9 protein-coding genes are annotated in these 12,383 nt (G+C 71.6%); 4 read left to right on the top strand and 5 right to left on the bottom strand.

Annotated features, from left to right (window positions below; genetic code table 11):
- Nucleotides 1-100: 100 nt before the first annotated feature.
- Nucleotides 101-688, bottom strand: coding sequence for a 1,2-dihydroxy-3-keto-5-methylthiopentene dioxygenase (locus tag ABTU82_RS07090; protein ID WP_407172590.1), 588 nt, complete (start codon nt 686-688; stop codon nt 101-103).
- 213 nt (nt 689-901) lie between these two features.
- Here ABTU82_RS07090 and ABTU82_RS07085 point away from each other — a divergent pair, with 213 nt between their 5' ends.
- From ABTU82_RS07085 to mtnK, 4 genes are read left to right on the top strand one after another with little or no spacing between them, the layout of a single operon-like run.
- Nucleotides 902-2,005, top strand: coding sequence for a substrate-binding domain-containing protein (locus ABTU82_RS07085; RefSeq protein WP_407172588.1), 1,104 nt, complete (start codon nt 902-904; stop codon nt 2,003-2,005).
- Nucleotides 2,002-3,579: a sugar ABC transporter ATP-binding protein gene (locus ABTU82_RS07080; protein ID WP_407172586.1), complete on the top strand. Its 1,578-nt coding sequence runs from the start codon at nt 2,002-2,004 to the stop codon at nt 3,577-3,579. The genes ABTU82_RS07085 and ABTU82_RS07080 overlap by 4 nt, the downstream gene beginning before the upstream one ends.
- The gene (locus ABTU82_RS07075; RefSeq protein ID WP_116648053.1) at nt 3,576-4,616 is read left to right on the top strand and encodes an ABC transporter permease; all 1,041 of its coding nucleotides are present in this window, start codon (nt 3,576-3,578) and stop codon (nt 4,614-4,616) included. The genes ABTU82_RS07080 and ABTU82_RS07075 overlap by 4 nt, the downstream gene beginning before the upstream one ends.
- Nucleotides 4,613-5,815, top strand: coding sequence for an S-methyl-5-thioribose kinase (gene mtnK, locus ABTU82_RS07070; protein WP_407172584.1), 1,203 nt, complete (start codon nt 4,613-4,615; stop codon nt 5,813-5,815). The genes ABTU82_RS07075 and mtnK overlap by 4 nt, the downstream gene beginning before the upstream one ends.
- Before the next feature lie 123 nt (nt 5,816-5,938).
- Here the strand turns inward: mtnK and mtnB are convergent, their stop codons facing one another.
- The 4 genes from mtnB to ABTU82_RS07050 all read right to left on the bottom strand — a co-directional run bounded on the left by mtnB (nt 5,939) and on the right by ABTU82_RS07050 (nt 12,065).
- Nucleotides 5,939-6,571 (bottom strand): methylthioribulose 1-phosphate dehydratase, encoded by a 633-nt coding sequence (mtnB, locus tag ABTU82_RS07065; RefSeq protein ID WP_116648051.1) that lies wholly within the window; start codon nt 6,569-6,571, stop codon nt 5,939-5,941.
- Complete coding sequence (gene mtnC, locus ABTU82_RS07060; protein WP_407172582.1) at nt 6,568-7,266, bottom strand: acireductone synthase; 699 nt, start codon at nt 7,264-7,266, stop codon at nt 6,568-6,570. Before mtnC ends, mtnB begins: the two co-directional genes overlap by 4 nt.
- Nucleotides 7,263-8,441 (bottom strand): translation initiation factor eIF-2B alpha/beta/delta subunit family protein, encoded by a 1,179-nt coding sequence (locus tag ABTU82_RS07055; RefSeq protein WP_407172581.1) that lies wholly within the window; start codon nt 8,439-8,441, stop codon nt 7,263-7,265. The genes mtnC and ABTU82_RS07055 overlap by 4 nt, the downstream gene beginning before the upstream one ends.
- A 93-nt stretch (nt 8,442-8,534) precedes the next feature.
- Nucleotides 8,535-12,065 carry an Ig-like domain repeat protein gene (locus tag ABTU82_RS07050; protein ID WP_407172579.1) on the bottom strand — a complete coding sequence of 1,177 codons (3,531 nt, stop codon included), beginning with the start codon at nt 12,063-12,065 and terminating at the stop codon, nt 8,535-8,537.
- Nucleotides 12,066-12,383: the final 318 nt, after the last annotated feature.

Genomic DNA, 12,383 nt, shown 5'->3' with positions numbered 1-12,383 from the left:
CATCCGGTCGCCACGGCATCCGCCCGCTGAAAGGCCAAGACACCCGGGCGCGGTGCTCCGCGTCTCCGGGTGTCTTGGGCTCTCAGGCTGTTGCGGCGCGTCAGGCCGCGGCGAGCTCCGCGCGGCGGGTCTGCAGCTGGTCGAACGTCGGGAAGGTGTCGGCGATCGGGTTGCCGGTGAAGTGGCCGACCCAGCCGTCGTCGTCGTGGAAGAAACGGATGCTGGTGAACTCGGGCGAGGTGCCCATGTCGAACCAGTGCGTGGTGTTGGCCGGCACCGAGACGAGGTCGCCGGGCTCGCAGTAGAGGGCGTGGACCTTGCCGTCGACGTGGAGGTAGAAGACCCCCGCGCCCTTGGCGAAGTAGCGGTCCTCGTCGTCGTCGTGCTTGTGCTCGGAGAGGAACTTCTCGCGCGACGTGACCTTGACCTCGTCGTAGTTCTCCTGCGACGGCGAGAGGCCGACGATGTCGACGAGCGTGTACCCCTCGCTCTGCTTCACGCCCTCGACCTCGGTCGAGTAGAGCGCGAGCACCTCGTCGAGCGGTGCGTCGTCGGCGAAGTCCTTGACCTCCCAGCGCGAGAAACGGGCGCCCAGAGTCGCGAGCGCCTCGCGGATCTCGTTCTCGTCGGTGGACTCGAGCACGGGCACGCTCGGGTCGGTGTCCTTCCAGACGGTCAGAAGTGTCACGGGGATCTCCTCGGATGGGGTGTGTGAGGTCGATTCTCGCGCGTCCACCGACCGCGCGGCCAGTTCACGAGCACTTCCGTCGACTTCGGCGTAACAATGCGCAACGGCGGATTGGGTCGGTGCCTGCTCGAACTGGTTTACTGCTCCCGCGCCGGACAGCACCGGCCGCCGTCCCCCAGCGCCCACAGCACCCCTCACCCGAAGGTGACCTCCATGTCGTTCCTCTCGCACAATCGCCGTCTGCTCGGCCTCGCCGCCGCCGCCGGTGCGACCGCGCTCGTCCTCGCCGGCTGCGCCCAGCAGAACACGGGCGGCACTGCCGCTCCCGCCGCATCGCAGCAGGCGGCCACGGCCGACGCGCCGGCGCCCTTCGACGGCGAGCCCGTCACGGTCGCCCTCGTGCAGCAGTCGGGCGCGGGCGACTACTTCACCGCGTGGACGGCCGGCGCGAAGGCGCAGGCGGCCGCGGCGAACATCGAGCTGACCGTCAGCGATGCGCGCAACGACAACGCCAAGCACGCGTCCGATCTGGAGCAGGCGATCGCGTCGAAGCCCGACGCGATCATCGTCGACCACGGTCAGACCGACACGATCGAGCCGCGCATCCGCGAGGCCGTCGACGCGGGCATTCCCGTGATCGTGTACGACCTGGCGCTCGACGACACCGACGGCGTGCTCGTCACGTCGCAGTCAGACACGTCGATGGCAGAGGGCGTGCTCGACGAGCTCGTCGCCACGGCCGGTGAGGGTGCGAAGGTCGGTCTCGTCAGCGCCGAGGGCTTCGCGCCGCTCGACCGTCGGAAGGCCGTCTGGGACGACTACCTCACCGAGTACGACCTCGACCAGCTGTTCTTCACCGGCGAGGTCACCGAGTCGACCGCGACCGACAACATCCCGCTGACGGATGCCGCGCTCAAGGCCAACCCCGACGTGCAGGCGATCTTCGCCCCCTACGACGAGATCACCAAGGGTGTCGTGCAGGCGGTGACGCAGAACAACCTGCAGGACAAGGTCAAGGTCTACGGCATCGACATCTCCAACGCCGACATCGAGGTCATGATCGCCGACGGCAGCCCCTGGGTCGCGACCTCGGCGACCGACCCCGCCTCGATCGGCGCCGCGGTCGTGCGCACCCTCGCGCTCTCGCTGGCGGGCGAGCTCGACGAGACCGAGGTGCAGTTCCCCGCGATCACCGTCACCCGCGACTTCCTGCTCGAGAACGAGATCACGAACGTCGCCCAGCTGCGCGAGGCCGAGCCGTCGCTGCTGCTCGAAGACGTCGTCGTCGCCGATTGGCTCCCCGCCGTCTCGGGATGACCTCCTCCACGCCCCTTCCCGCTCAGGCGGACGACCGGCCGGTCGTCCGCCTGAGCGGCGTCGGCGTGCGCTTCGGCGCGAACGAGGTGCTGCGCGACGTCTCGCTCGAGCTCGCCGCGGGCACCATCACCGCCCTCCTCGGAACGAACGGCGCGGGCAAGTCCACGCTGATCGGCGCCGTGTCGGGGGCGAACCCCGGCTACACCGGGTCGATCGAGGTGTCGGGCGCATCGACGCGGCTGACCTCGCCCGCCCGGGCGCGCCGGGCCGGGATCGAGACGGTGCACCAGCGCATCGCCGACGGGATCGTGCCGTCGCTGTCGGTCGCCGACAACATCGCGCTCACCGACCTCTCGTCGGGCGGGCACCGGGTGGTGCGCCGAGCCGAGACCGAACGCGTCGCCCGTGCCGCGCTCGCGCGCCTCGGGCTCGACTGGCCCGACGAGGTACTGCGCGCCGACGCCGGGCGCCTGGGCACCTCCGACGCGCAGCTGCTGATCCTCGCCCGCGCCCTGCGCTCCACCCCGAAGCTGCTGATCCTCGACGAGCCGACGTCGGCGCTCACCGCGTCGGAGGCGGATCGTCTGTTCGAGGTGCTGCGGGCGCTGCGCGACGGCGAGCCCGGCAGACCGGGCCTGGCCATCCTGTTCGTGAGCCACCGGTTCGGTGAGATCGAGCGCCTGGCCGACCGCATCCTCGTGCTCCGCGACGGCGGGCTCACCCTCGCCGCCTCGCGGCCGTTCGACTGGCACGCCGCCCTCGAAGCCATGCTCGGGGTACCCACCGAACTGCAGCAGCACGTGACCGACCCGCAGCCGCCAGGCGACGTGGTCTTCTCGATCGACGGGGCCCGTCTCATCCCGGGCGCCGAGGCGCTCGCGCTCGACGTGCACGCGGGGCAGGTCACCGGCATCCTGGGGCTTCTCGGCGCGGGCAAGACCGAGCTCGCAGAGACGGTCGCGGGCGTGCGGTCCGCCGGCGAGGCCCGCATGACGCTCTCCGGCGGCGACTACCGGCCGGCCACCCCCGCGGCGGCGAAAGAGGCCGGGGTCGTGCTCGTTCCCGAAGACCGCCAGCGCGGCGGCATCCAGCCCGGCTGGTCGATCGCTCGCACCGTCGGGCTGCCGGTTCTGCGCGAGATCTCCGACCGGCTCGGTGTGGTCGGCGTGCGCCGCGAGCGCGCGGTGGCCGACGAGGTGATCGAGGCCTACGACGTCGTCGCGCCATCGGCCGACACCGCCGTCGACGATCTGTCAGGCGGCAACCAGCAGAAGGTCATCGTCGGCCGCTGGCTGCGCACCGCACCCGCCCTCGCCGTGCTCGACGAGCCGTTCCGCGGTGTCGACATCGGCGCGCGTCGACGCATCGGCGACGCCGCACGGGCCCGGGCGAAAGAGGGCGCGGCCGTCGTCGTGCTCTCGAGCGACGTCGACGAGATCCTCGACGTCGCCGACCGCATCGTCGTGCTCGTCTCGGGCAGGATCGCCCTCGACACCCCCGCCGGAGTCCACGACCGGGCGCGCATCGTCAATGCGCTGCTCGATGATCCCGGCCACCCGAAGGAGACGGCATGAGCCTCACGACAGCATCCGCCCCCGGTATCGGAACGCGCGTGATCGACGGCGTCGCGAAGTGGGGTTTCGTCGCCGTCACCGCGCTGCTCATCGTGTTCTTCTTCGCCACGCAGCCCGCGTTCGGCACGGTCGAGAACGTCTTCGGGATGCTGAAGTTCATCGCGCCCGTCGGGATCGCGGGCCTGGGTGTCACCCTCGCCATGACGGTCGGCGGCCTCGACCTCTCGGTGGGAGCCAACGCCGGCTTCGCCGTCTCGATCGCGGCGTGGACGCTCGTCATCGCCGGTCAGGTCGGCGGGATCGCCGTCGGGGTCGTGCTGCTGTCGGGCGCGCTGATCGGCGCGTTGAACGCGGCGCTGATCGTCTTCGCCCGCATCCCCGATCTGCTGGCGACCCTCGCGACGATGTTCACCGTGGTCGGGCTGAAGCTCATCATCGTCGACGGGAAGTCGATCTCGTCGCAGATGACCCTCGCCGACGGCTCCACCGCACCCGGCCGCTTCACCGCCGACTTCCTCTGGTTCGACCGCGGCTCGTTCGGCCCCGTCTCGGTGCCGGTCGTGCTCTTCCTGGTGCTGACGGCCCTCCTGTGGTTCGTGCTCGACCGCACCCGCTGGGGCCGCGCGCTCGCCGCGGTCGGATCGAACCCGGAGGCCGCTCGGCTCGCCGGCGTGCGGGTGCGCGCCTACCGCGCCGCAGCGTACATCGGCTGCGGTGTGCTCGCCTCGATCGCGGGGCTCGTGCTCGCCGCCCGCATCGGTCAGGGTGACGTCTCGGCGGGCAACTCGCTGCTGCTCGACGCGGTGGCCGTCGCGCTCGTCGGTGTCTCGGTGCTCGGCATCGGCCGGCCGAACGCCTGGGGCACGGCGCTGGGGGCCGTGCTGATCGCGGTCATGGTGACGGGCTTCTCCATGATGGGATTGCCCTACTACATCCAGGACTTCGGCAAGGGCGTCGTGCTGCTCGTGGCACTGCTGTTCAGCTTCACGTTCCGCCGCCGCAAGACCACGATCATCGCCGGGAGCACCACCGCATGAGCGACCTCGAAGCCGACCTCCTGACCGTCGACACGGTCGGTGCGTACCTCCTCGCCCGCCCGCAGCTGGCCGGCCCCGTCGATCCCGCGTCGATCGTCTCCGTGGTCGAGGTCGGCGACGGCAACCTCAATCTCGTCTTCATCGTCACCGACGCCGCCGGCCGCGGCGTCGTCGTCAAGCAGTCGCTGCCGCACGTGCGCGTCGACCCCACCTGGCCGCTCACCCGCGAGCGGGCCAAGCGCGAGGCTGTCGTGCTCGCCGCCCACGAGGCGGTGGATGCGGCGCACGTCCCCGCGTTCTACGGCTTCGACGAGGCATCCCTCGCCCTCTCGATCGAAGACCTCAGCGATCACGCCGTGTGGCGCAATGAGCTGAACGCGGGGCGCCTGCACACCTACGCCGCCGCAGAGCTCGGCACCTACGTCGGCGCGATCGGCTTCGCCACGAGCGTCTTCGGCACCCCCGGGCCCGAGCGGCGCCGACGGATCGCCGAGGCCGCGAACCCCGAACTGTCGGAGATCACCGAAGACCTCGTCTTCACCGAGCCCTACGTCGACCACGAGCACAACGGGTGGCTGCCCGCGAACGAGGACGACGTGCGCGAGCTGCGGGCCGACCGCGTGTTCGTGCGCGAGATCGGCCTGGCCAAGCAGCGGTTCCAGGAAGACCACCAGAGCCTTGTGCACGGCGATCTGCACACCGGGTCGGTGTTCGTGCGTGCCGACGGCGGCTCGGTCCGCGCGTTCGACTCGGAGTTCGGCACCTACGCGCCCACGGGCTTCGACCTGGGCGCGGTGTGGGCGAACCTCATCATCGCCGCGGCGCGGGCGTCGGTGCTCGGCCGCGAGGCCGACGCCGAGGCGCTGCTCGCGCTGCCGGTCGAGCTGATCGCCGCTTTCGAGGAAGAGTTCACCCGCCGCTGGCCCGACCGCGTCGACCCCCGGGTCTACGGCGACGACGTGCTCGCGGTGACGTTGCGCCGCATCCGCTCGGATGCCGCGATCTACGCCGCGGCGAAGGCCGTGCGCCGCATCGTCGGGTTCTCGAAGGTCGCCGATATCCAGACCCTGCCCGAGCACGAGCGCGCGATCGCGGCTCGCCGGGTGCTGCTCACGGCCCGCACGCTGGGCGTCGCGCGCCTGATCGATCCCGATCCGCGCCGCCTGACGCAGCTGACGCGCGAGCCGCTCCTGACGTAGCGCGGCGAGAGTCAGCCCGAGCGCACGGGTTGCGCTCGAGAGCACGGGGTGGGTGCGTGCGTAGCCCGTGCGCTGGGGCCGGAGCCGTGTGCCGGAGGGCGTCAGAGGGCGGATGCTGCGCGGTCAGCGCGTGGCGACGGTGAAGCGCAGGAGCCACTCGGCGATCTCGAGGTGGCGGCGGGCGGCCGCCGCATCCTCGCCCCAGGCGTACATGCCGTGGGTTGCCACGATCATGACCGGCACCTCGGGGACGTCGGCGGTCGCGGGCACGTAGGCCTCGTCGAAGCGGGCGGCCTCGACCGCCATGTCCTGGTCGTTCGCGATCACGGGGATGACGACGGTCTCGTCGTGGGCGCGGTGTCCGATGCCCTTGAGCATCTCCATGCCGCTGATCTCGACGCCGTCGGGCCAGCGGTGCGCGGCGATGACCGCGTCGAGGGCGTGCACGTGGAACACCGCGCCGGCACCGGTGCGCGCGGCGATGTGGGCGTGGAGGCCGGCCTCGGCCGACGGCGGGCGCGGATCGTCGGCGTCGAGGCCCCCACCGTCGGGTCCGACGAGCACGACATCGGCCTCGGTGAGTTCCGACTTGTCCAGACCCGAGGCGGTGACCGCCAGCACGAGCGGATCGCGGTCGATCACGAGCGAGAGGTTTCCGGAGGTGCCGCGCATCCAGCCGTAGCCGGAGAAGCGGGCGGCCTCGGCGGCGAGGATCGCGCCGGCTTCGAGCGTGCGCGCGGTCGACAGGGCGCTCACCGGGCGATCTCGATCTCGTCGAAGGTGTGCGCCACGGGGCCGTCGAACGCGGCGCCGGCCCACGGCTCGCCGGCGCGGTCGAGCGCCACGGTCTGCCAGCCGGCGGCGCGGGCGGCGGCGACTTCTTCGGGGTGGTCGGTGAGGAACAGGGCGCGGGCCGGGGCGACGCCCAGCGCCTCGGCGATCGTGGCGTACGACGACGCGTCCTTCTTGCCGCCCGCGTTGACGGTGTCGAACCAGGCCTCGACGAGGGTCGACAGATCGCCCTGCGGAGCGTGGCGGAACCACGGCTGCTGCGAGGCGACCGAGCCCGACGAGTACACGGCGATCCGCAGACCCTGGTCGGCCCACGCGCGCACGCGCGGCGGTACGTCGTCGAAGAACTGCGACGTGATCTCCCCGGCGGCGAAGCCCTCGGCCCAGATGACGCCCTGGATCGTCTTCAGCGGAGTGGACTTCACGTCGGTCGCCATCAGGGCGCGCAACGCATCGGCGATCTCGCTGTCGCTCGCTCCGGCAGGCAGTCCCGTCTCCGCGATCGCGTCGGCTCGCGCCGCCCGCAGCGATTCGCGTCCGAGAGTCTCTTCGAGTCGGGGGCGCGCGTAGTCGTACAGGTCGCCGAGGATGAAGCCGGCCTCGCTCGTGGTGCCCTCGATGTCGAGCACGACGACGTCGGCGGAGGGGGTGACGGTCATTCGGGTCCTCCGGAGGAGTCGTTCGGGAAGGGATGGAAGGCGACGGTGTCGGGCTGCGTCGAGGCGTTCACGGGCACGGGCACGGCCGGCATCCGCCGTCGCCGGAGCGGCGGGGCGCCCGGGATCCCGGCCAGCGCCTCGGGGTCGGCGGCGAAGTGGTCGGCGACACGCGCGGGCTCGAACGTGCCCCGGCTCGTGGCGATGCGGGTCACCAGGCGTGCCGGTGTGACGTCGAACGCCGGATACCACGCGTCGGTCACGAGCGGGCTGGCCGACCGGTGCCCGAGCACGTCGAGCACCTCGGCGGGGTCGCGGTCTTCGATCACCACGTCGGCGCCGGTCGGGGCGGCGCGGTCGGGCGCCTCCACCATGGCGTAATACGGAATGTCGAAGGCGGATGCTGCGGCCGCGAGGGCGAGCGTGCCCACCTTGTTCACGACCGAGCCGTCGAGCGAGACCCGGTCGGCGGCGGTGACGACGGCGTCGATCGGGCCGGTGCCCACGCCGCGGGGCGACGACAGGGCGGCGGCCCCCATGCCATCGGTGATGAGCGTGACCTGCTGGCCGAGTTCGCGCAGCGAGTGCGCGGTCAGTCGCGCGCCCTGCAGGTAGGGGCGGGTCTCCGTCGCGATCCATTCGATCTCCCGGCCGGCCTCGCCGGCGGCGGCGACCAGGCCGAACAGGTAGGCGTCGGCCCAGCAGTGCGTGAGGATGCGCGGCGCCGCGGGCAGCAGCGACAGGGTGGCGCGGCCGAGACGGAGGGCGGCTTCCCGGTAGTCGCGGTCGACCGTCCGGGCGGAGTCGAGGGTGGCGGTCACGAGCTCGGTCGTCGAGTCGGCGTCGCGCCCCGCGGCGAGGATCGTCGCGACCGCGTCACGCGGGTGCGCATTGGTGGGACGAGCGGTGGCCAGAGCGCGCCCGGCGTGCCCGAGGGCGGTGCGCGCATCGCGCAGCGCCAGCTCGCGCGCCTGCAACGCGGCGAGGGCCATGCCGGCGGTGGCGGCGTAGAGCGGCCCCGAGCTCTGGGTCACCATGTCGCGGATCGCGGCGGCGACAGCATCCGGTGTCTCGGCCGTCACCCACTCGACACGAGCCGGGAAGACCCGGCGGTCGAGGATGCGGACGACGCCCGCGTTTTCGTCCAGGATGACGGAGTTCTCCAGGGTCGCGGTCACCCGCCCATCCTTCCACGACAGATCGCGCGGACCGGTGTCCGGACGGCACGCGAAGGGGCGCCGCCTCCGAAGAGACGGCGCCCCGGGGAGCGATCAGGACTCGGAGTCGACCGCCCGCCTCCGTCGGATCGCCAGCACCAGACCCACACCCAGCGCACCTGCGGCGAGGAGTGCGAGCGAGCCGATGCCCGCGACGCCCGTAGCTGCCAGGGCGCCGGTCTGTCCGCCCGTCGTGCCCGTGCCGGCCGGGAGCGGCGTCGTGGTCGAGCCGGGTGTCGGCGTCGACGTCGGGGTCGACGTCGGGGTCGGGGTCGGAGTCGGGGTCGGAGTCGGCTCGCCCCCGCCGTCGACCGGTGCCGCGGCGATCGTCACCACGAGCGCCGCCGAACTCGACGCCGACGCCACGTCGGTGCGACCGAAGGTCGCGACGATCGCGTGGTCGCCCTCGGGCAGCCCACTCTCGATGGTCAGCGTCGCGACCCCGTCCACGACCTCGGCGGTGCCGAGCACGGTGCCCGCGGCGACATCCGCGCGAGCCGTGGGAGCGGCCCCTTCCGTGAAGGTGACGACGCCCTCGGTCTCGGCCCCCGTCACGGTGGCCACCAGCGTGAGCGGCGCACCGGCGACGAGCTCGCTGCCGGCATCGACGGCGAGCGTCGTCTCGGTGGGTGCGAGAACCGCCACCGAGGTCTCCTGCACGCGACCCGATCCTGCACCGACCGCGAACGCGTCCTGCGGCCCGAGCTCGGACTCCGCGTCGACCTCGATCGTCGCGACCGCGACCCCGTCGGCGTTCGCGACGATCGGGTCGAGGGCGAGGTCGCCGAAGCCGAACTCCACCGATTCGCCCGAACGGTACCCGGTCGCGGTGAGCGTCAGGCTGTCGCCCGGAGCCACCTCGGTGCTCGATGCGGTCAGCTCTCCGGGCTCTCCCGCGGCGGCGAGTTCGGCGCACGCGTCGCCCTGCACGCCGACCGTCGGCACCTCGGCGCCGGCGCTGATCGCCCCGACGGGGAGCGTCTCCCGGTCGGCGAGCGGGCGCAGACCGTCGTCCTCCCGGACGACGAGCCGGCCGAAGGCGTCCGACCCCATCACGGCGTTCGTGGTGTTCGTGACGCTCACCGTGATGCCCATCGCGCCGGCGGGGTAGGGGGAGGTGTCACCGTTCACCGGAACGGTGATGGCCTGGCAGATCTCGCCCGGCGCGAACGACACCTTCTGCACCGCGGAGGCGACCGTGCTCGCACCCACCACGCTGACCCAGCCCGAGACGGACGTCTCGGCGGGTGCGTCGAGGTACACCGCCACGTCGGCGGTGCTCGGGCCATTGCCCTCCTCGACACTGGTCGAGGCGACGTTCACCGTGGTCCTCTGCTGCGCGACGGCGTTCCCCGGGGTCGGGGTGTCGAACGCGAGATCGGAGAGATAGACCCCGCCCGCGCCCGTTCCGTCGGCGCCGACACCCGCCGTGAAGCGGATCTCGCGGACGTCGGTGAGGTCGATGCCGGTCATCTCCGCCGTCGGGATCGTCAGCTGCTGCAGCACGAACTTGTTGAGGGTCGTGTTGGTGCCGCCGGGCATGCGGTTGATCGCGAGAGGGTCGATGGCGGATGCTGCGCGCGAGAAGGTGTTGCCGGCGCCGTCGATCACCGAGATCGTGAAGTCGGTGCCGGTGGGAACCGTCCGATCGGGGGCCGTCTTCACCGTCAGCTGCGACCGGTTCGAGACATCGCGCTGGGCGGCGGGAACCGATACGCGCAGCTCGCCCGTGCTGGCGGCTGCGGGGTCGGTCGCCGATCCGGTCCAGGTGACCCGGGTCACCGGGGTCGCCGGCACGTTCAGCCCGAAGCGCACGGGAGTCCAGTGCGGAACCCGAGCCGTTCCGATCTCGCGGGTGGTGCAGTAGGGAACCGTCGGGGCGATCGAGGTGGCCGTCTCCGCGTTCGCGCACACCTGCGCGGAAGCGCTCCCCGCCGTACGTACGAGCGTGCTCCTCTCGGCGAAGTCGGTCACGAGGGTCGTGGCCGTCGTGGGCTGGCTGGCCATCACCCGTACGTCGGCGAACGTCGTCGCCGTGGTGGTGGGCTTCGTCGATCCGTCGAAGAGTGTCTGGAACTGCGTCTCGCCGCCCATCGTGAGGCGGAAGAAGCCCGTCATGTACGACACGCCGACCTGGTACTGCTGTGCGGGGGTGAGGCGCGACGCGTCACGGGTGGAGCAGCTCGAGGTGGTGTCGTTGCGGTTCCAGTCGTCGCTCGTCGAGTACGGGTAGAGCCCGGGCGTCCACACCGTGTTGAAGAAGTTGTGGTTGGCGCCCATGACCCACACGGCCGACCGCATCACGTCGTCGCCGAAGGCGTGGCGGGAGTCGTCGATCATGTGCTGCCCCTGCTGGTTCGACACGTCGCCGTCGCAGTAGGGGAGGAAGACGCCCAGAGACACGTCGGGAACGGTCATGCGGCCGAAGTCGACGGGTGCCAACGGCAGAACGGAGATGATGCCGTAGGGGTCTTCGAGGCCCTGGTTGAGCGTCGCCGCCGACGTCGCCCCTTCGCCGCCTCGGGAGTGGCCCATGACCCCGACGCGGTCGAGGTCGAAGCGACCCGCGAGGGACGCTGCGGTGACGCCCGCGGCCGTGGCCGGCGCGTCGGTCCGGGTGGTGGCGTAGGTCAGCGCCTGGTCGAGCGTGCGGGTGGTCTTCGTGGAAGAACCCTCGGCGTTGGGCCAGCTGATGTCGTCGAACACGACCGGCTTCCCGTCGTTCGCCTTCTCCAGCATCCCGAGCGTGTCGAGGATGAGCTGTCCGCGGGCCTGCGCGCCGTAGTCGAGTGCCAGCTGGTTGTCATTGGAGTTGACCGCGTTCGCCGCGATCGACAGCACGTTGTAGCCGTGCGAGGCGAGGGCGCGGCCGGTGCCCTCGTAGCCCTGGTACGAGCGGACGTTGACCTGATCCGGCCCGCAGGGCCACCGCAGGGGGTTGGCGGTGCCGGTCGCGCACGAACCGTGGCGCCCATGCAGGAGGATCACGGTCGGCCGTTCGCCCGGCGCATCCGTGAGGTACATCTTGCCGGTCATCTCGCCGCGGATCCCGCTGATGCCGGCGAGCGCGACGGAGCGGTCGCCGAAGTCGTACTCCGCCTCGGTGACGGCGTAGGAGCCGAGATCGCTCGGATCTTCGGTGGCTTCCGGAGCGGCCAACCGTCGCAGCTGGCTCTCCAGCGCGTCGTTGACCTCCTCGTCGGTCACCTCGGTGAGGCCTCCTTCGGCGGCCTTGTCGCCGTCACTCGACGCCCAGCCCTTCTCCACGGTGCGCGCGGAGCGCACGGCGGGGTCGGTGGTCAGAGCCGACAGCGACAGGCCGTCGGCGGACTCGATCGCGAGACCGACGGTCTTGCCGTCGACGACGAGAGTGGGGGCGTCGCTGACGATCGGCAGTGCCTCGTCGAGTTCGTACGTGACGAGGTAGCCGCCCGGGGCGGTCGTGATCGACCACTCGTCGCCGGAAGCGACGATTCCGTTCTGGGGTGCGGCGAATGCGGGGGTGGGGCTCAGGACGAGTGCGGGCAGCACGATGGCCGTTGCGACGACGATCGGACGTGCGCGCGAGGACAGGCGAGTTCTCACGGTTCTCCGGGTGCGGCAGGGCACGACGAACAACGGCCAGGTGCCCATCCTCGAGGAACGAAGACGGCGCCGTCCGTGCACGGGTGCGGGTGGGCGGGTGCCGGGAGTCGGCCCCGATCAGAGGCTATGGATCCACGACGCGCGACCGGCGCCGATTAACAGGTTGGTAACACGCTTTTAATGACCCGCGAACACGGCCCGTACGGCGCGAGGGGCGGTGCTCGCGCGCGGAGAGTGCGGGGTGCAGAATGGATGCGGCGTGCCCGGGTCTGTCTGTCCCCTTCGCTCTCGTCGAGAGCAGAGGTGGGGAGCCGCCGG

The organism is Microbacterium deferens (genome assembly GCF_045517775.1).
Lineage (GTDB): Bacteria > Actinomycetota > Actinomycetes > Actinomycetales > Microbacteriaceae > Microbacterium.
This window is presented reverse-complemented; position numbering and strand designations above follow the sequence as displayed.